18 protein-coding genes are annotated in these 18253 nt (G+C 67.9%); 10 read left to right on the top strand and 8 right to left on the bottom strand.

All coding sequences use genetic code 11. From position 1 onward, the window contains the following. The first annotated feature begins 20 nt into the window (after positions 1–20). From NPJ82_RS06855 to NPJ82_RS06880, 6 genes are all read left to right on the top strand, one after another. Entirely contained in the window at positions 21–602 is a 582-nt protein-coding gene (locus NPJ82_RS06855) for an alpha/beta hydrolase (RefSeq protein ID WP_112382492.1), read from the top strand. 61 nt (positions 603–663) lie between these two features. Next, complete coding sequence (locus NPJ82_RS06860; RefSeq protein ID WP_342658796.1) at positions 664–1920, top strand: hypothetical protein; 1257 nt, start codon at positions 664–666, stop codon at positions 1918–1920. Between the two features lie 117 nt (positions 1921–2037). After that, a complete protein-coding gene (locus NPJ82_RS06865; RefSeq protein ID WP_342658797.1) occupies positions 2038–3177 on the top strand; it encodes a PAS domain-containing protein in 1140 nt (379 codons plus the stop codon). Between the two features lie 199 nt (positions 3178–3376). Next, the gene (locus tag NPJ82_RS06870) at positions 3377–5074 is read left to right on the top strand and encodes a hypothetical protein (RefSeq protein ID WP_342658798.1); all 1698 of its coding nucleotides are present in this window, start codon (positions 3377–3379) and stop codon (positions 5072–5074) included. A gap of 71 nt (positions 5075–5145) precedes the next feature. Beyond that, positions 5146–5532: a hypothetical protein gene (locus tag NPJ82_RS06875; RefSeq protein ID WP_342658799.1), complete on the top strand. Its 387-nt coding sequence runs from the start codon at positions 5146–5148 to the stop codon at positions 5530–5532. After that, positions 5529–6257 carry a C39 family peptidase gene (locus NPJ82_RS06880; RefSeq protein ID WP_342658800.1) on the top strand — a complete coding sequence of 243 codons (729 nt, stop codon included), beginning with the start codon at positions 5529–5531 and terminating at the stop codon, positions 6255–6257. Before NPJ82_RS06875 ends, NPJ82_RS06880 begins: the two co-directional genes overlap by 4 nt. Here NPJ82_RS06880 and NPJ82_RS06885 read toward each other — a convergent pair. After that, positions 6239–6529, bottom strand: coding sequence for a hypothetical protein (locus tag NPJ82_RS06885; RefSeq protein ID WP_342658801.1), 291 nt, complete (start codon positions 6527–6529; stop codon positions 6239–6241). The two genes, NPJ82_RS06880 and NPJ82_RS06885, sit on opposite strands and share 19 nt — an antisense overlap. Before the next feature lie 65 nt (positions 6530–6594). Here NPJ82_RS06885 and NPJ82_RS06890 point away from each other — a divergent pair, with 65 nt between their 5' ends. From NPJ82_RS06890 to NPJ82_RS06905, 4 genes are read left to right on the top strand one after another with little or no spacing between them, the layout of a single operon-like run. Further along, a complete protein-coding gene (locus tag NPJ82_RS06890) occupies positions 6595–6942 on the top strand; it encodes a hypothetical protein (protein WP_342658802.1) in 348 nt (115 codons plus the stop codon). Then, positions 6942–8027 (top strand): hypothetical protein, encoded by a 1086-nt coding sequence (locus tag NPJ82_RS06895; protein WP_342658803.1) that lies wholly within the window; start codon positions 6942–6944, stop codon positions 8025–8027. The genes NPJ82_RS06890 and NPJ82_RS06895 overlap by 1 nt, the downstream gene beginning before the upstream one ends. Continuing rightward, complete coding sequence (locus tag NPJ82_RS06900; protein WP_342658804.1) at positions 8024–8281, top strand: hypothetical protein; 258 nt, start codon at positions 8024–8026, stop codon at positions 8279–8281. The genes NPJ82_RS06895 and NPJ82_RS06900 overlap by 4 nt, the downstream gene beginning before the upstream one ends. 12 nt (positions 8282–8293) lie before the next feature. Next, positions 8294–8836, top strand: coding sequence for a hypothetical protein (locus NPJ82_RS06905; RefSeq protein WP_342658805.1), 543 nt, complete (start codon positions 8294–8296; stop codon positions 8834–8836). Here the strand turns inward: NPJ82_RS06905 and NPJ82_RS06910 are convergent. From NPJ82_RS06910 to NPJ82_RS06940, 7 genes are all read right to left on the bottom strand, one after another. Further along, positions 8830–11154: a hypothetical protein gene (locus NPJ82_RS06910; protein ID WP_342658806.1), complete on the bottom strand. Its 2325-nt coding sequence runs from the start codon at positions 11152–11154 to the stop codon at positions 8830–8832. The genes NPJ82_RS06905 and NPJ82_RS06910 overlap by 7 nt on opposite strands. Positions 11155–11212: 58 nt before the next feature. After that, positions 11213–12625, bottom strand: coding sequence for an amino acid permease (locus tag NPJ82_RS06915; protein ID WP_112382483.1), 1413 nt, complete (start codon positions 12623–12625; stop codon positions 11213–11215). A gap of 27 nt (positions 12626–12652) precedes the next feature. Beyond that, positions 12653–13300 carry a GntR family transcriptional regulator gene (locus NPJ82_RS06920; RefSeq protein WP_149681667.1) on the bottom strand — a complete coding sequence of 216 codons (648 nt, stop codon included), beginning with the start codon at positions 13298–13300 and terminating at the stop codon, positions 12653–12655. A 93-nt stretch (positions 13301–13393) separates the two neighbouring features. Continuing rightward, positions 13394–14095 carry an NTP transferase domain-containing protein gene (locus tag NPJ82_RS06925; protein WP_342658807.1) on the bottom strand — a complete coding sequence of 234 codons (702 nt, stop codon included), beginning with the start codon at positions 14093–14095 and terminating at the stop codon, positions 13394–13396. A 5-nt stretch (positions 14096–14100) separates the two neighbouring features. Then, the gene (locus tag NPJ82_RS06930; RefSeq protein WP_112382480.1) at positions 14101–15192 is read right to left on the bottom strand and encodes an inositol-3-phosphate synthase; all 1092 of its coding nucleotides are present in this window, start codon (positions 15190–15192) and stop codon (positions 14101–14103) included. Then, positions 15189–16061, bottom strand: coding sequence for a CDP-alcohol phosphatidyltransferase family protein (locus tag NPJ82_RS06935; RefSeq protein ID WP_342658808.1), 873 nt, complete (start codon positions 16059–16061; stop codon positions 15189–15191). The genes NPJ82_RS06930 and NPJ82_RS06935 overlap by 4 nt, the downstream gene beginning before the upstream one ends. 53 nt (positions 16062–16114) lie before the next feature. Further along, positions 16115–18169: an NAD(+) synthase gene (locus NPJ82_RS06940; protein WP_342658809.1), complete on the bottom strand. Its 2055-nt coding sequence runs from the start codon at positions 18167–18169 to the stop codon at positions 16115–16117. Between the last annotated feature and the right edge of the window lie 84 nt (positions 18170–18253).

The following is an 18253-nucleotide window of genomic DNA, read 5'->3' on the forward strand; positions in this document are numbered from 1 at the left end:
CAGGCAGGCGGAGTCGCGACATGGCATTGGCGTTGACCACCAGGGATCCGTTCTCGATCATCACATTGCCCGGTGGCGGTGAGGCGGGTGCGCCCGCCTGGGACCGGCTTCTCGCCTGGCCGGTCCGGGGCGATGCCGAACTGCCCTTCACCGCCACCAGCGCGGCGCAGCGCAACCTGTGGGCGGCGCGGCTGGATGAGGCGGTGGCGCAGGCGGACCGCGCGGTCCTGCTCGTCGCGCAAGGGGCAAGCTGTGCCGCCGCCGCCTGGTGGGCCCGGCTTTCGCCCAGCCAATATGTCGACCGGGTGGCGGGGGCCTTCCTGTTCATGCCCGACGGCGCGGACGGTCGCGACACGCTGTTCGCCTCGCCCGCCGCGCCCTTGCCCTTCCCCTCGGTGGTGGTGACCGAGCGGGAGGGGGAGGACGCGATGGCCTCCTTCGCCCGCTCCTGCGGCAGCCGCCTGCTCGCGGTGCCCCACGCGGCCGAGCCGCGCCAGCCCACCATGTGGCGCCATGCGCAGCGCATGATCGAGCGGGTCGCGGCGGGCATCGTCGAATATGACATGCGCGTCATCCACGCCTTTGCGCCGCCGGAGCGCTGATCCGTTCAGGCGGCATATCACCGCGTCCGTCTAGATCGCCCGTGTGAGAAGACGAAGCTGGGTGGCAGCGTTGTTGCTGATGATGATTGGGGCGGGTGCGGTCGCGCAACAGGCGCCGGAGGCTGCGCTGGCGCAGGACGCCGCCGAATACGCCACCACGCACGGCGTATCCCTCGACATCGCGGTCCAGCGCCTCGCCGCGCAGGAGGAGAGCGTCGCCGCCACCGATGCGATCCGCGCCCGCTTTGCGGACCGCCTGGCCGGCATCGCGATCGAGCATGAACCCGTCTGGCGCATCGTCGTCCTCCTGACCGGCACCGATCCGGTCGCCGACGAAACCGTGCGCGCCGGCGGCCTGTCCGTTCCCATTCATTACCGGACCGGCGCTGCGGCGACCCGCGCGCAACTGGTCACCGCGATCGCCCTTTACCAGACGCAGATCCGCAACATGCTGTCCCGCCCCCCGGCCATGGGCGTCGACCCGCGCACCGGCGAGCTGGTGGTGATGGTGGGCGAGGGGGATGCCGGTTTCTACGCCCCCGGCGAGCTGCGCGCGCGCCTGGCGGCGCTGACCGGCGTGCCCGTCCGCATCGCCCGCCTCGACGATGCCGCCGCGAACCTGTCGGCGGAGGGCGGCGCCCGCCTCGTCGGCGTCGATCCAGCCGATGGCCGCCGCTACGCATGCACCACCGGCTTCGTCGTCACCGACGGCGCGCGCAGCGGGGTGGTCACCGCCGCCCACTGCCCCGATGCGCTGTCCTATGTCGAGCCGGACCGCAGCGAAACGCCGCTGGAATTTGCCGGCCAGTGGGGCTGGGGCTATCAGGACGTACAGGTCCATGTCAGCGCGCAGCCGCTCGCCGCCCGCTTCTTCTCGGACACCGCCAAGACGCTGACCCGCACCGTGACCACGTCCCGCTCCCGAGACGCCACCCGCGCCGGCGACATCGTCTGCCACCGCGGCGAACGCACTGGCTATAGCTGCGCCACGGTCGAACTCGTCGACTTCGCCCCTGCCGGCGACCTGTGCGGCGGCGGCTGCACCCCCACCTGGGTCGCCGTGCGCGGCCCCACCTGCCGCAGCGGCGACAGCGGCGGCCCGGTCTTCCTCGGCACCACCGCCTTCGGCATCGTCAAGGGCGGCAGCTACCGCGGTGACGGCACCTGCACCCTCTATTACTATATGGCGATCGACTATCTGCCCCCCGGCTGGTCGCTGCTGCGCGCGCCGGCGGAAGGTTCCCGCACCCTTGCGGATAGCATGGGCGTAGCCATTCCGGCCGAATTGCCCCGACCCCTGCCACCGGGCACACCATAAGCCATCGACCCGCCGCGCTGCGCCGCGACGGGTTCGGGCGACGATCCGCCCCCCGGCAGCGCCCGCTCGGGCGCGCGGGAGAGAGGAGGGACGTCGCCTGCGGAGGAGGTGGTGGCGATGGCGACGATTGTGCAGCCGGCCGGGCATGCGCGGGACCGGCATGTGCCGGGATACGCTCTCCTGTCCCCCGCTACCGACGGCGCGGCCATCGGGCCTGCGCAGGACGAAGACGGCCTGGCCCCGGTCGCCGCGGTCATGCGCGAGATGGCCACGGCCATCGCCGCGGACGGGGTGCTGGTCGCATGGCATGATCGCGACCGCGCGCCGGTGCTGCTGTTCGCAGGCGGCGCCTGTGCCGAGGAGCGTCACACCCGTGACGAGATAACCGACCGCGCCCTGCGCGCCGCCACCGGGATCGATCCCGCCATGCCCGGCCAGTGGCGCGCGCTGGAGGACGCCTCCACCGGCGGTCTGCTCACCACCAGCATCGCCGCGCATGGCGGCACCGTCACCATCACCTCGCTGTTCCGCCGCATCGGCATCGCCGCGCGCAGCCCGGCGCGCGACGCCGCCACCCGCTGGCTGCCCATCGTCCAGGCGGTCTCGCGCCTATGGGCCGGGCGGCTGCGGGCGCTCACCCGGTTGCGTGGCCTGACGGCGGCGGTCAACACCAGCGATGTCGGCATCCTGCTGGTCGATCGCGATGGCCAATGCGTGTTCGCCAACGCCACCGCAGAGGCGATGATCGCCGCCGGAGACGGCCTGCGTCGCAATGGCGGCCTGGTTGCGGGACGGCGGCTCGCGGATACCCTGCGCCTGCAGGCCGCGATCGAGCATGTGCTGGGGGCCGGCGAACCCTCGGGGCCCGGTGATGCCCCCGTCGTCGCGCTCACCCGCGAAGGCCGTCGCCCGCTGCTCGCCGCGATCATGTCGGGTGAGACCGGTCCGGCCGGGCAGGGCGGCGAAAGCGCGGTGATCTACGTCTTCGATCCCGAACAGGATCTGCGCCGTGTCGTCGAGCCCGCCTGCAAGCTGTACGGCCTGTCGCCGGTGGAGGCGCGGCTCACCTGTCTGCTGGCCGACGGGCTCAGCCTGAACGCGGCGGCCGCGGCGATGCATGTCCGCGAACAGACCGCACGCTCTTATCTGAAACAGATTTTCCTGAAGACGGATACCAACCGACAGGCCGAACTGGTCTGGCTGATGCTCAAAAGTGCGGTGCGCACCGCGCCCGGGTGCCGCACCCATTATGTGTGACCTGCCGAGCGCTCCCCCCGAATGGGGGCTGTCACGCCCCCCGGTCGGGGTGGGGAAACACCGCAAGCCGGGGGCGAACAACATGAACAACAGGTGAATATCTGGGCCAGCGCCGAATGTCGGCGCCACTTCGCATGTGATCCGCCGCGAAACAGGGGGACGGATGCGATGTGAATCTCGTCAGAGAGGAATGCAGATCATGAAGATCCATCTCTTCCGTTCGTGCTCCGCGGTGGCGCTGCTCGTCGGCGCGGCGGCAGTCGCCGATGCACAGACCACCGAACCTACGACCCAGAACGACGCACAAGCCGGTCGCAACGTGGCGCAGGACGGTTCTTCTTCCTCGTCCTACGATTACAACCTCAACGATCAATCGACGGCGGAAGCCACGCAGACGATCTCGGATTCGGGCAACGACAGTTCCGACAACTCGACCAGCGTCGCGGACTCGGGCAACGATAACTCGCAGACCAACAATTCCACGAACGTGGCCGACAGCGGCAACAACAGCTCGCAAACCGACAACTCGACCAATGTCGCGGACTCGGGCAACGTCGCGGACTCGGGCAACGTCGCGGACTCGGGCAACGACAACTCGACCACCGATGCCTCGACCAACGTCGCCGACAGCGGCAATGCCGATAATTCGGTCTCGATCGCCGACAGCGGCAATGCCGACAATTCGACGAATGTTGCGGACAGCGGCAACGACAGCTCCACCACCGACAACTCGGTCTCGATCGCCGATAGCGGCAACGCCGATAATTCGACGAACGTCGCGGACAGCGGCAACGACAGTTCCACGACCGACAATTCCGTGTCGATTGCCGATAGCGGCAACGACAATTCGACGACGGATGCATCGACCAACGTCGCGGACAGTGGCAACGACAGTTCCACCACCGACAACTCGGTTTCGATCGCCGACAGCGGCAACGACAATTCGACCACCGATGCGTCGACCAACGTCGCCGACAGCGGCAACACCGACAATTCGGTGTCGATCGCCGACAGCGGCAACGACAATTCGACCACCGATGCGTCGACCAACGTTGCCGACAGCGGCAACGACAGTTCGGACAACTCCACCAACATTGCCGACTCGGGCAACGACAACTCGACCACCGACAACTCGGTCGCCATCGCCGATAGCGGCAACAGCGACAGCTCGGACAACAGCTCGGTGTCGGGCGGTCGTTTCGCGGCCAACAATGGCAGCACGGTGACCGACAACAGCGACAACAGCGACAATTCGGTGGCCATCGCCGATTCGGGCAACGACAGCTCGGACAACTCGACCAATATCGCGGATTCGGGCAACGACAGCTCGGATAATTCGACCAACATCGCCGACTCCGGCAATGACAATTCGCAGACCGACAACTCGACCAACGTCGCCGACAGCGGCAACGACAATTCGACCACCGACAACTCGGTCGCCATCGCCGACAGCGGCAATGACAATTCGAACAACTCCGACAACTCGACCACCGACAATTCGGTCGACATCGCCGATAGCGGCAACGACAACTCGCAGACGGACAATTCGGACAATTCCACCAACGACAATTCGGTGATGATCGCCGACAGCGGCAACGACAATTCGACCAATTCGCTGGACTATTCGACCCGTACGGGGACGGCCTCGTCCTCGAACGTGTTCGGCGACGGCGCGCTGGTCGCCAGCTCCACGCTGTCCAGCTACGTCACCGGCGTCAGCGTCACCTTCGGTGGCTATGACGGCGATACGCCCGCGGTGGACAACAGCATCAGCAATGACGGCAGTGCCTTCCAGAACTTCGCCGGCATGCAGGCGCTGAACCAGAATACCGGGGTCGCGGCATCGCAGAACGCCAATGTCAGCGTGGCGGTCTCCACCGGCGACGTCGCCTTCTAAGGCGGGGGCGTCACGAAGCGGCGGCAGTTCCCCTGCCGCCGCTTCTTCCTTTCTCGCCTGGGGAGATTTCGATGACCATCCTGCCCATGACCACCGCCGCCCTGATCCTGTGCATCGCTGCTCCGGCGCCGCTTGCCGCTCAGGTACAGGATCGGGGTGAGGCGCAACCGGTGACGCTGCCGGCAAGCGACATGCTGTTCGGCACATCCGCGCTGGACGAGGATGTGCTGGCGGCGATCGCGGGGCGACAGGATACGCGCCAGGCGGCGCTGGCCGATCAGGCGGCGGGGGTTGCGAACAACAGTGTCGGCGATCACGTTCGCACCGGCGACGCCAGCGTTGCGGACAACGCGTTTCAGAACCTGTCCGGCCTGTCGATCGTGAACATCAACACCGGCAACAACGTCGCGATCAATGCGGCGATGAACGTCAATATCGCCATCGCACCGGCTCCATGACCGGGCGGGGGGGCATCGGGGGCATGGCGGTCGCGACGGGAATGGCGCTGCCGCTACTGCTGGGCGCGTGCGGGGGGACGGTGTCCGACCGCGCGCGCTTTGTCACATCCGGGGCGCCCGTCGGCGATTTCTCGGTGCCCATCCGCTCGGTGGCCGATCAGCGTTTCGCCGGCATCGTCCGCCAGAAATTCGATTTCAGTTGCGGGTCGGCGGCGCTCGCGACGCTGCTTCGCTACCATTACGACCTCGACGTGCGCGAGGAGGTGGCCTTTCGCGGCATGTGGGCACGCGGCGACCGCGCGCAGATCCGTCGCCTCGGCTTTTCGCTGCTCGACATGAAGCGGTGGCTCGCCAGTCGCGGGCTGGCGGCGGATGGTTACAAGGTGCCGCTCGACCGGGTGGCGGATACCGGCATACCCGGCATCGCGCTGATCGCGGTCCGCAACTACCGCCATTTCGTGGTGGTGAAGGGTGTCCGGGGGGACGAGGTGCTGCTCGGCGATCCGTCATCGGGGATCACCGTCATGCCACGGGCCGCGTTCCAGGCGGCGTGGAACGGCATTTATTTCGTGCTCGCCGCCGACCAGCAACTGGCACGCAACCGCTTCAACCGGGCGTCGCAATGGTCGGCCTATGCGCGGGCGCCGCTGGGCGCGCGCTTTGCCGAACCGGTCAGCCAGCAGGCGCTGTCGATCACCGCGCCATTTTACGGAGACATATCATGATGGGGGCAGTCGTGATGATGCTGATCGCGCAAGGGGCGCCGTTCGCGGCGGCGCCGGTGGCCGATACGGAACTGGCCGAGCAACGCGGCGGCTTCCGCCTGCCCAGCGGCATTGATGTCGCGCTGACCGTGCAGGCGCAGACGGCGATCAACGGCGCGGTCGTGCTGCGCACCGTCTTCCGGACCGAGGATGCCGGCCCGTCCTTTGCCGTCTACACGCCGCGTCCCGGCGAAACCGTGGCGGCGCGCGGCGATGGCGGGCAGGGGGGGCATCCGCGACCACGCCGGTCATCAGCTATGATCGCGCCACCGGCATCCATGTCACGCGCGGCGCGGCGATGCCCGGCGTCACCATCACCGGCGGTGCCGCCTCGGCCCAGTCGCTTGCGGCCGGGCTCCAGCGCGTGGGGGATGCAAGCGCCGCCACCGATGCCGGCTGGCTGCGTCAGGCGACCGCCGGTGCCACGCGCACCGCGACGCTGGAGGGGCAGGATCTCAGCATCACCCATTTCGCCGGTGCCGGGTTCGGCTCGCTCATCCTCAATACCGGCGACGACCGCGCGATCGATACGCAGACCAGCGTCAGCATCGCGCTGGCCAATGCCGGGCCGGACGTGCTGGGCTCCGCGATGTTCCGTGCGGCCAATGTGGGGATCGAGGCCGCCATGATGCGGGCCGCCAATTGATGCGGGGGGTACGCGCGCTGCTGCTCGCCGGGGCGGGTTTGCCGCTGCTGCTCGCCGCGCCCGCCGATGCCGCCCAGCGCCAGCGGCGCCCGTCGCTCCAGGCGCAACTCGACCGGGCGATGACGCTGATCGAGGCGCAGCGCCAGCAGTTGCAGACCCAATCGGCGGAGATCGCCCGATTGCGCGAGCGGGTGGATGCCGGGGAGGCGGCGGCCACCGCACCGCTTCCCCCGATCGGCCCGGTGCGTCCGCCCGCGGTGGTCGCCGCGCAGGCGGCCGCGCCCGGTGCGCCCGGCGATCCCGCCGGCGTGCTGCAACCGCCGCTCGCGCCGCTCGAGCGCGTCGGCCAGGCGCCGGAGGACGAGGATCGGCCGATCGAGCTGGCCGTGCTCGATGCGCAGGGCAGCGTCGTCACGCGAAAGGGTCAGCTTACCGGCGAATTGCAGTTCGACTATGCTCGCGCCGATCGCAACCGTGCGATCTTTCGCGGCATCGAACTGGTGGAGGCGGTGCTGGTCGGGGTCTTCGACATCAACGAAAGCCGACAGGATGTGCTGACCGCCTCCGCCGCGCTTCGCTACGGCCTGACCGATCGGCTGGAACTCGGCATGCGGGTCCCGTTCGTCTACCGCTCCGATGCGTCGGTCGTCGCGCCCATTGCGGGCAGTACGCCCAACGACTCCGCCGCGACGCTGGACAGCTCGGTTTCGGGTCGCGGCATCGGTGATATCGAACTTTCCGCGCGCTATCAGTTGATTGACGGGCGGGCGGGATTACCCTTCGTTATCGCGAACTTACAGGGCGTTATCCCCACCGGCTCCGACCCCTTCGCCATCCCCCGCGACGAACTCGGCCGCCCCACCCGAGCCAGCACCGGCGCCGGCTTCTGGGGCCTCACCCCCGGCCTCACCGCCATCCTCCCCACCGACCCCTCGTCCTCTTCACCACCCTCGCCTACACCTTCAACCTCGGCAAGAACGTCGACACCCGCATCCCCCCCGTCATCATCGACTATGTCGACCCCGGCGACGCCCTTTCCGCCAACGCCGGCATCGGCATCGCCTTCAACCAGCGCACCACCATGAACTTCGGCTACGCCCACAGCTGGGCCTTCGGCACCAAGACGCTCACCAGCCTGATCGAGCCGACAGCCGCCTGGCCCGGACAGCGCATGACCCGCTCCCGCGACCTGCAGATCGGACGCCTGCTCTTCGGCGTAACCTACCGCGTAACCGACCGCGCCAGCCTCAACTGGTCGGTTGAGGTCGGCGCGACGGACGACGCGACCGACCTGCGTACGGTTTTACGCATCCCGACGGTTCTGCTCAGAGGTGGTTGATCGGAATATTGCGTGATTATTCATGAAGATAAACCGGACACAAGTTCTGCATCGACGCGTTTCGCGGGGCAAAGAGATGGAGGATTTATGGGTGTTCGGGTTTATGGAGGGGCTGAGACAGAGGACAAGCAGGGCACGCCCGACGGCGGTATGCGCGGCGAAGGTTCCGGCGACGTCGAGAACGGCTTCCGACATCAAATCGCAGTGGAAAATGGCCGGGTTGTCGAGGTGGAAGAAGCCTCTGGCGTTGTCTTTGCCGAAACTAACGGGATGGTGGCGACGCCCGTTGAAAAACCGCGCAGCACTGCATCCTCGGGGTGGCAAGCACCTGTCGTAATTGGTCTTTCTTTCCTGGCCGGGTTCCTGCTCGGGCGGGGGCGGGTGGTGCGGCGGGGTGTGCCGGTGGCGTTCGTGGTGGAGGAGGGACCGGCCGAGAGCGTGGTTCAGGTACGGGGCGCCGGACAGGACCGGATACGTGATGCACAAGGGGATTGGGATCGCGTCGATCAAGGGTCCGACGAAAGCTTTCCCGCGAGCGACCCGCCAGCCTATTGAGCAGGTGTTTGCTGTAGCGTTGCGGTGATCGCGGGAGCGTCGGACAGGTGTAGCAGGGGGCTGGGGACGCTCAGGCTGGTGCCGGTGAAACCCTCCGGTACGGTCAGGGCGCCGGCCGAGTGGATCAGGAACAAGCGGGCCCCAGTGATCGCGCAGCCATCCGGCGAGCAGGCGGCGCGGGTGATGTTGGGCAGGCGCACCAAGGTGGCGAGGGGTTGCCACGGGCTGGGTGTCCCGACCTGTATCACGCGGTAGCGCAGCGGGCCGTAGATGGAGGGTCCGAATACACGCGCAGGCGCCAGGGTGGCGACCAAGGTGCGCGCATTTTGCAGCATGATATCCGTACCCGGCACCAGCGTGGTCACTGCGGTGCCATCGGCGTTGGCGACCTCGATCGTTTCACGCCCATCGAAATGGTCGGCGCGCAACGAGAAGGTGAGCGTGGCGTCGTGGGGAAGAGCGGTTTCATCCGCCAGGGTCAGCAGCGAGGGCGGGCGGGCCACGGTTCGTGCGATCACCTCGGGCCGGAGACGCGGTGCGGCGATGGTGGCCGTGGTGGCGAGAACCCGGCCATCCTTCAACGTCACCTTAGCTTGTGCGGTCTGGCCTTGTGTCAGGGAAACAGGCGCCGGCGTGGCGAGGATAAGATGATCGCGACCGTCGCGGCGGGTAAGCGCGCCGGGGGTGAAGGCGAGATCGCCGACGGTGACACGCGCAACCGCGTCCAGGCGGGCGCCGGTAAGCTCGCCTTCCATGTCGCCGGGACGCAGCGTGAGCGCATCGATCGCACTCGCCTCGTTGAACAGGGTCAGCGGCAGGGTGGCGGGTGTCGCCTGTCCGGTGGTAGCGATCAGCAGCGTCGCGGCGCCGGGGCGGGCCTGTTCGAGCGGCAGCTTGATCGTCAGGTCGCCCGCCGCGTTCGCCGACCAGGTGACGGATTCGACGCGGCCCGAGGGGTGGCGAAGCGAGACGCCCTCCACACAGGTGGCGGCACCCCCGGCCAGCGTTACGGCGTCCACACGGCCCACCACGGCGGAGCCGCCACCGGGGGACCAGTTCCAGCCAGTGGGTGTCTGGAGCCGGAAGGCGGGACCGTCAAAGGCGGTAAACCCCCAGCGGCCGTGCAGGACGCCCTGTGCCGTGGGCGGCAGGGTGGCGAGATCGAGACCGGCGGTGTCGATACGGTAGCCGCCGGCCTCCGCATCGGCGCGGGCCGGCAGGTCGATGGTCGTGCCGTCGCGCCGTTTCAGGCGCAGCGCCATGTTGTGCGCGAACGGGGTGGCATAGACGAGCGGCGCGCCCTCTACCGGCAGCGTCAGCCCGGGGGCGGCGATACATAGCGGGTCGGGACGCGCGGCGCGCAAGGGCGGGATTTGCGGCGCGTCGACCATGGGCAGCGCAGTGACGAGAACCGAATAGGGCGAATGGAAGGAGGGCGCGGCGTTCAGCAGCAGGCCGATCAGGTCATCGCGGATCAGGCCGAGCGCGGGAATATATTGATATTGTGCGGTCTGGAACGCGCCAAGGATGCGCACGACATCGCGGACCACCGCGATATAGGGGCTGTAATAGCCAAGACCGCCCTGCGGCGTGGCAGCGATCTGCATGGCGAGATCGGCCGGGGTGCCGGCCAGCGCCTCGGTTATCGTCGCACTGTGGCCGTCGGACAGGACCAGCGAGTCGCGGTTCTGCGTCAGGCAGGCGGCCTGGAGATCGACCTGACGTTGCAGGCAGTCGGTGTTGAGCTTGATCGCGAGGCTGCGGGCGAGAAGCGGCGGGACCGCCTCGAACCGGGCGGGGTCGCCGGGATCGAGGCGGTGGATGGCGCCAAGGAAGCTATCGAGACGGGCGCGGTCGAGCGCGGCCTGATTGAGATCCTGCGCCGCGCGGACGAATGCACCGGGGCGGCCGCGTACGGCATCGACCAGCGTCTTGAAATCGCCACCGGTCTGGGGTGCCAGAAACAGGATGATCTGGCGTGCACCGGCCGGCACGGTGATGCTGAGCCCGTCCCGCCCCTTCTTCGTCCAGGTCTCTGCCTGAAAGAACCAGTCCTTTGGCGGCGGATTGGTGGCGCCGCGTAGAAAGGCGGCGACGAGCAGATAATGCGCGGACTGGTCGGCGGGGAGTTCCGCCTTGATCGACAGGCGATCGCCCGCCGAGAGGTTCGGCACCCGCGAGATGGGCAGCGTCTGCCCGGCATGGGTAACCTGAATACGCAGCGACGGGCCGGTGAGATCGAACGGTGCGGTCTGCGCCGCCGCCGGAGCGGCGATGGCGCAGACCAGCGCGAAGAGGGCGGCAATCAGACACTTCATCAGGGCGGCACGTCCTTCCGGTTCCGGCGACATACCCCCTTATCATGCCGCCGGCCCCTTATTCCTTCGTAATTCGGGCCAAGCTGTGGCGGCGGCCGTAGGCGAAGTAGAAGACGAGGCCCAGCGCGTTCCACAGGACGAAGCGGGCGATGGTGGAGGCGGGGAGGCTGAAGAACAGATACAGGCAACCCAGGATCGCCAGCGTGCCGACCAGATATGGCGCCGGGCAGCGGAACAGGCGCGGCATATCGGGCGCGCGGCGGCGCATGATCATGAGGCAGGCGCCGACCGCGATAAAGGCGATCAGCGTGCCGGCATTGGCCAGTTCGGCAATCTCGTCCAGCCGGAAGAAGCCGGCGACCGCGGCGATGGCGATGCCGGTGAGCAGCGTGATGGTGGTCGGCGCGCCGGTCCGCTTGCTGACGCGCGAGAGCGAGCGCGGGAGCAGGCCGTCGCGCGCCATGACGAAGAAGACGCGGCTTTGGCCGTACATCATGACGAGGATGACCGAGGGGAGCGCGACGATGGCGGCCAGGGCGATCAGGTAGGCGGCGGTGGGCTGGCCGAGCTGGCGGAGGACGAGGGCGAGCGGCTCGGGCGAATTGGCCAGCGTCGTGAAGGGCGTAGCACCGATCGCGGCGACCGCGACCGCCATGTAGATCAGCGTGCACACCGCCATCGAGCCGACGATGCCGATCGTCAGGTCGCGTCCGGGGTTCTTGGCCTCCTCTGCCGAGGTCGCGACCGCATCGAAGCCGTAAAAGGCAAAGAAGACGATTGCGGCGGCGGCCATCACGCCGCGCTTCTGCCCGTCGATTTCGGTCGCGGCGAAGCCATAAGGCATGAAGGGTTCGAGATTGTTGCCGTTGAAGGCGGGCAGCGCCATGGCGATGAAGATGGTCAGCGCGATGAGCTTGATGACCACCAGGATGATGTTCAGCGTGGCGCTTTCGCGGGTGCCCGCGATCAGCATGCCCATGACGCCGAGCGCGACGAGAACCGCCGGCAGGTTGACGACGCCGCCGGCATGAGGCCCGGAGAGAAGGGCAGGCGGCAGATGGATGCCCGCCGACTGTATCCAGCCGACCAGATAGCCCGACCAGCCGACGGCGACCGTCGAGCAGGCGAGCGAATATTCGAGGATCAGGCTCCACCCGACGACCCAGGCGACGACCTCGCCCATCGCGGTGTAGCTGAAGGTATAGGCACTGCCGGCGGCCGGGATCAGCGTCGCCATTTCGGCATAGGCGAGCGCGGCACAGGCACAGACCGCACCGGCGATCGCGAAGGCGAGGATGACGGCGGGCCCGGCGCGCTCCGCCCCGACACCGGTCAGCGTATAGATGCCGGTGCCGACGATCGCCCCCACGCCGAGTGCGATCAGATGCGGCCAGCTAAGCGTCTTGGCCAGTTGGTGGCCGGCCATGCCGGCGCCCCCCTCCATGGCCTTGCGCGGTCCAAACACCCCCATGATATCCCCTTTGTTCTTATGTCATTGTCAGTCGGTGGCGAGTTGCGCCCGCAGATCGGTGAGCGTGCCGTTCAGGTGACCGGTCAGCAGGTGCGCGGTGCGGTCCGCGTCACGCGCCAGCCAGGCCTCCAGAATGTCGTGATGTTCGCGGTGGGCACGGTCGTCGCGGCCGGCGGGTTCGAGATGGGTGATGACGTAGCGTTCAGCCAGCACCTGAAGGCGCTCGACCAGCTGCATCGTAAGGGGTCGCCCGAGCGGGGCGACGAGCGCGATGTGGAAGGCGCGGTTGCACACGGCGACGTCATGCAGCGCCTCGTGCGCGGCGATGTCGAGATCGGCAAAGGCCTCACGCGCGGCCTGCTGGTCATCCTCCGTGGCGAGCAGGCAGGCGCGCGCGGCGGCCTCCGGCTCCAACGCGAGGCGCAGTTCGTAGATTTCCTCGGCCTCGGTCGCGCTCATCGGGCGGACGAAGAAGCCGCGATTGGCCTGGCTGGTCAGCAGCCCTTCCTGTTCGAGCCGCGCGAGCGCCTCGCGCAGGGGTATCTTGCTGACGCCCAGTTCGGTGGCAAGGGCGTCCTGACGGATCGGCGTATCCCGGGGCAGAACGCCGCTGATGATCCGTTCACGGACGATCGCGAAAATCTGTTCGGACAAGGTGCGGACGATGAGGCTCATGCGGCTCCTGCACGCGCGTAAAAGGGGCGATGGTCCGAACGATCGGCCATCTACGGTATACTATTCAGAAAAGCTGCGGGATTACAATCGCGATCACGCAGCCAGCGCGCGCCACTGTTCCGCCTTGGCAAGGGCCGGCGCGTCATCGACGTCGATCCAGGCCAAGTCGCTGCAATCAGCGACAAATGCGCGGTCTTCACCGGCGAGCAGGCGAACCCCGTCGGTCAGCGAGGCATGGCCCAGGCTGCCGAGTGCGGCGAACAGGGCAGGACCGATCGCGAAGACGCCGGTGTCATAGGCATCGTGCGGTTCAAGCCCCTTGCCGATCGCGATGATGCGGTCCCCTTGTGTCGCCACGGCGGTGACGTCGAGCGGGTCCACCCAGTCATGGCCCAGGCGGCGGTCGATGCCCAGCGTCAGCCCCCCTTGCGCGCCGATGGCGGCAAGGCGGCGGTAGAGCGCGGGATCGACGAGATGGTCGCACATGGCGAGCAGCGCCTCCTCGCCGCGCAGCAGCGGGGCGGCGGCAAGCGCGGAGACGCCGTTGGGCTCGCGATGGTCGCTATGCACCGTTTCCACGCGCAGCGGCTGCGACCGGGCGGCGAGGTGCCGCGCGATCGTGTCGCCACCATAGCCCAGCACCACGATCGCCCGCGTCAGCCCTGCCGCCGCCAGCCCGGACAGGGCATGGTCGATCAGCGGCAGGCCGGCGACGGGACAGAGCGGCTTGAACGGGGCGGCCGGCCGAAGCCGGCTGCCTTCGCCGGCCGCCAGGATGATCGCGGTGCGGATCATCGCGTTCAGGCGGCTGCGATGAACGCTTCGACTTCCTGCTTGGCCAGGTCGTCGGTGATCTGCTTGCGGGGATGCTTGCAGAAATAGGCCGATGCGGGGTCGACCACGCCGGCAAGGCCGCGATCCTTGGCGATCTTGGCACAGCGGATCATGTCGATCGCGACACCCGCCGAGTTGGGCGAGTCCTCGACCGAGAGACGCAGTTCGAGGTTCATCGGCACGCCGCCGAAAAGCTGGCCTTCCATGCGCAGGAAGCAGACCTTGTTGTCGTTCTGCCACGGCACGTAATCGGACGGGCCGATATGGACGTTGTCATCGTCCAGCCGCTCGGCGGCGACCGACTGTACCGCCTCGGTCTTGGAAATCTTCTTGGATTCCAGACGGCGGTGGTTCGACATGTTGAGGAAATCGGTGTTGCCGCCGGTGTTGAGCTGGTAGGTGCGGTCCAGCTTCACGCCGCGCTTGGCGAACAGGTCGGTCAGCACGCGGTGGACGATGGTGGCGCCGAGCTGCGCCTTGATGTCGTCGCCGATGATCGGCACGCCGGCATCCTCGAAACGCTTGGCCCAGACGGGGTTGGACGCGATGAAGACGGGGATGTTGTTGACAAAGGCGACGCCGGCCTCAAGCGCGCATTCGGCGTAGAATTCGGTCGCCTGCTGGCTGCCCACCGGCAGATAGTTCATCAGCACGTCGGCGCCGGATGCCTTCAGGTCGGCGATCACGTCTTCCTTGCTGGGCTGCGTGTCGTTGGCGACGACGAAGGTACGCTCTTCCTTGTAATCGGCCATGTGGTCGGCGACGCCGTCCAGCACCGCGCCCATCTTCACGATCGTACCGGTGGCGGGCACATTGGCGGCGAACACGGCGGTGCAGTTGGGCTTGGCGAAGATCGCCTCGGCCACGTCCTTGCCGACCTTGCGCGCATCGACGTCCCACGCCGCGACGACCTTGATGTCGCTGGGACGATAGCCGCCGACCTCATAATGCATGAGGCCGATCATGTCGTTGGCGCCTTCGCGATAATGCTCCAGCCCCTGCACCAGCGAGCTCGCGCAGTTGCCGATGCCGACGACGGCGATCCGGATGCTGTTCATGACTGTTTCTGTTCCTTTACGATAAACGAAGAGGCCGGTCGGCCGGCGGTGGCGCCCTGGGCGGCCAGCGCATGCTCGACCCGGCGATGCCAGGCGATACCGATCACGGCGACGGCCGTGAGGGGCGCGATTTCAAACCACCAGAAGAGCCGCGGATCGGCGGCCAGCGTCGCGACGAAGATCGCGGCGACACGGACATTGGCGGTGAGAAGGGATAACAGCCGCATCGGCGGCACCGCGCGTGCGCCATAGGTGCGGCCGAGGCTTGCGGGATCGGCGGCGGCCACCAGCGTCCGTTCGAACGGCATGGCGATGCGGTCCAGACTGCCCGCGACATGGTCGTAGAGGCGGACAAGCGCACCACCGGTGGGCTGGGGCGGCGCGGCAAGGCCGACCCCGCGCGCACGACGATGGAAGCGGGCGCGCTCGCCCTCATAAAGGCTGGACTGCACCGCATGCGCCACCCCGGCGGCGATGGCGAGGGCCCAAGCCTCCGCCGTGCCCATCGACGCGGCGAGCGCGACATAGAGAAGGGTGAAGACGCCGTGGTCGCACAGCCCGTCCAGAAAGCGGCCAAAGGCGCTGGAGGTCCGCGTGGCGCGGGCGACCATGCCGTCCAGCCCGTCCGCGATCAGCCAGCCGACCGACAGCAACAGGCCAAGCACGGCAAAGGCCGGCCGTTCATATTGCGCATAGGCCAGCGCCGCGGCGGTGCCCAGGCACAGGCCGGCGACCGATACGCTGTTCGCCGACACGCCCGCCCGCAGCGCGAACGGCAGCAGCAGCCGCCCCGCGGGGTGGATTATCCAAAGATTCGATGGGTCCTCGATCCGGCGATCGCGCGATCCATCCGGTGGAGGCACTGTCATAGGCCGGTCATAATGCGCCTGTGAGGCTGATTTGGCAATATAATGCAGGCGCGTCAGGGCATGTTTGCGACGAGTTCCTGTAGCCACGGTTCGGCGACGCCGTCGGAGGGGGCGCGCCAGTCGCCGCGGGGGGAGAGTGCGCCGCCGGCGGAGACCTTGGGGCCGTTGGGGAGGGCGGAGCGTTTGAACTGGCTGGTGCGGAAGAAGCGGACGAGGAAGCGCTCCAGCCAGTGGCGGATGGTGGCGAGGTCGTAGGCGACGCGGGCGTCGGCGGGGAAGTCGGCCGGCCAGCGTCCCGCCTCCACATCGCGCCAGGCGTGCCAGGCCAGAAACGCGATCTTGGACGGCGCCAGACCGTGCCGGATGATGTAGTGCGCAAAGAAGTCGTTGAGCGCGTAGGGGCCGATCATCGACTCGGTGGATTGCAGCGCGCCGCTCTCGTCGGCCGGGACCAGTTCGGGCGAGATTTCCTGCGCCAGTATCTCGGTCAGCACCTGATCGGTTTCCGCATCATACTGGCCGGTGCGGATGCACCAGCGGATGAGGAACTGGATCAGCGTCTTGGGCACGCCGGCATTGACCGCATAATGGCTCATCTGGTCGCCCACGCCGTAGGTGCACCAGCCGAGCGCGAGTTCGGACAGGTCGCCGGTGCCGAGCACGAGGCCGCCGCGCTGGTTGGCGAGGCGGAAGAGGTAATCGGTACGCAGGCCCGCCTGCACGTTTTCGAACGTCACGTCATAGACCGGCTGCCCTTCGGCGAAGGGATGGCCCATATCGGTGAGCATCTGGCGCGCGGCGGGGCGGATGTCGATCTCGTCTGCCGTGATGCCGAGCGCGCGCATCAGGCTCCACGCCTTGGCCTTGGTACCCTCGCCGGTGGCGAAACCCGGCATGGTGAAGCCGAGGATCGCGGAGCGCGGCTTTTCGAGCCGGTCCATCGCCTTGGCCGCGACGATCAGCGCGTGCGTCGAGTCGAGCCCGCCGGACACGCCGATCACCAGCGTTTCGGCGCGCGCGGCGGACAGGCGCTTGACCAGCGCCTCGACCTGGATGTTGAACGCCTCGTAACAGTCCGCGTCGCGCTTGTCGGGATCGTTGGGGACGAAGGGGAAGCGGCGGATGTCGCGCGTCAGACCCATGTCGGCGCAGTGTGGCCGATGGTCGAAGGCGATGCGGCGGAAACGGGTTTCCGGGTGCCCCGCCTCGCGCGCGGCATCGTTGAAGGTGCCGAAGCGCAGCCGTTCCTGCGCGATGCGCTCGACGTCGATGTCGGCGGTGGTGAGGGTGGGGGCATGGACGAAACGCTGCGACGAGGCGAGCATTTCGCCCAGTTCGTAGATCATGCCCTGACCGTCCCAGGCGAGATCGGTGGTGCTCTCCCCGATGCCGGCGGCCGAATAGATATAGGCGCACACCGCACGGGCCGATTGCGCCGCGGACAGGAGTGCGCGTTCGCGGGCCTTGCCGATGACGATGTTGGAGGCGGACAGATTGGCGCAGATAAGCGCGCCGGCGAGCGCACCGGCGGTGGAGGGCGGGTTCGGCGCCCAGTAATCCTCGCAGATCTCGGCATGGACGACGAAGCCGGGCAGGTCGGTCGCGCCGAACAGCAGATCGGTGCCAAAGGGTATGTCCGCGCCGATATCGCCCAGATCGATGGTGAGGCTGGTCAGCCCGGCGCCGCTGGCGAACCAGCGCTTTTCATAATATTCGCGGTAGTTGGGCAGGAAGGTCTTGGGCACGACGCCGAGGATACGCCCGCGACTGATCGCGACGGCGCAGTTGTAGAGGCGGCCGTTGCGGGGCAGCGCGGCGCCCATCAGGAGCAGCGGCGCCAGATCGGCGCTGCCTGCCGCCACATGCGCGAGGGCGGCGAGGGTCGCACGGTGCTGCGCGCTTTGCAGGTGGAGGTCGTCGATCGCGTAGGAGGTGAGGTTGAGTTCGGGATAGACGACCAGATCGACCCCTTGCGCATCGGCCTGGCGGGCGAGCAGCAGCGCGGCATCCGCATTGGCGAGCGGATCGCCGGCGGTGGCGACCGGCGTGGCGGCGGCGACGCGGACCATGCCGTGCCGGTGGATCGCATAGAAGGGATGGGCGGTCATGGTCGTATCATCCACGAATGGCACGCAAAACAGAGCGCTGGGCGCCGGGCGTTATGGTAGATGCGCACCGGGCGCCAGCAATAG

Source organism: Sphingomonas sp. NY01, assembly GCF_038809135.1.
Taxonomy (GTDB): domain Bacteria; phylum Pseudomonadota; class Alphaproteobacteria; order Sphingomonadales; family Sphingomonadaceae; genus Sphingomonas; species Sphingomonas carotinifaciens.

What these genes read in the sequence shown, in the direction of transcription:
- NPJ82_RS06935 (WP_342658808.1), bottom strand. Translation starts at nt 16,061, where the DNA reads ATGACAGTGCCTCCACCGGATGGATCGCGCGATCGCCGGATCGAGGAC.
- NPJ82_RS06855 (WP_112382492.1), top strand. Translation starts at nt 21, where the DNA reads ATGGCATTGGCGTTGACCACCAGGGATCCGTTCTCGATCATCACATTG.
- NPJ82_RS06890 (WP_342658802.1), top strand. Translation starts at nt 6,595, where the DNA reads ATGCCCGGCGTCACCATCACCGGCGGTGCCGCCTCGGCCCAGTCGCTT.
- NPJ82_RS06915 (WP_112382483.1), bottom strand. Translation starts at nt 12,625, where the DNA reads ATGGGGGTGTTTGGACCGCGCAAGGCCATGGAGGGGGGCGCCGGCATG.
- NPJ82_RS06870 (WP_342658798.1), top strand. Translation starts at nt 3,377, where the DNA reads ATGAAGATCCATCTCTTCCGTTCGTGCTCCGCGGTGGCGCTGCTCGTC.
- NPJ82_RS06865 (WP_342658797.1), top strand. Translation starts at nt 2,038, where the DNA reads ATGGCGACGATTGTGCAGCCGGCCGGGCATGCGCGGGACCGGCATGTG.
- NPJ82_RS06880 (WP_342658800.1), top strand. Translation starts at nt 5,529, where the DNA reads ATGACCGGGCGGGGGGGCATCGGGGGCATGGCGGTCGCGACGGGAATG.
- NPJ82_RS06885 (WP_342658801.1), bottom strand. Translation starts at nt 6,529, where the DNA reads ATGCCCCCCCTGCCCGCCATCGCCGCGCGCCGCCACGGTTTCGCCGGG.
- NPJ82_RS06920 (WP_149681667.1), bottom strand. Translation starts at nt 13,300, where the DNA reads ATGAGCCTCATCGTCCGCACCTTGTCCGAACAGATTTTCGCGATCGTC.
- NPJ82_RS06930 (WP_112382480.1), bottom strand. Translation starts at nt 15,192, where the DNA reads ATGAACAGCATCCGGATCGCCGTCGTCGGCATCGGCAACTGCGCGAGC.
- NPJ82_RS06875 (WP_342658799.1), top strand. Translation starts at nt 5,146, where the DNA reads ATGACCATCCTGCCCATGACCACCGCCGCCCTGATCCTGTGCATCGCT.
- NPJ82_RS06900 (WP_342658804.1), top strand. Translation starts at nt 8,024, where the DNA reads ATGAACTTCGGCTACGCCCACAGCTGGGCCTTCGGCACCAAGACGCTC.
- NPJ82_RS06895 (WP_342658803.1), top strand. Translation starts at nt 6,942, where the DNA reads ATGCGGGGGGTACGCGCGCTGCTGCTCGCCGGGGCGGGTTTGCCGCTG.
- NPJ82_RS06910 (WP_342658806.1), bottom strand. Translation starts at nt 11,154, where the DNA reads ATGAAGTGTCTGATTGCCGCCCTCTTCGCGCTGGTCTGCGCCATCGCC.
- NPJ82_RS06925 (WP_342658807.1), bottom strand. Translation starts at nt 14,095, where the DNA reads ATGATCCGCACCGCGATCATCCTGGCGGCCGGCGAAGGCAGCCGGCTT.
- NPJ82_RS06940 (WP_342658809.1), bottom strand. Translation starts at nt 18,169, where the DNA reads ATGACCGCCCATCCCTTCTATGCGATCCACCGGCACGGCATGGTCCGC.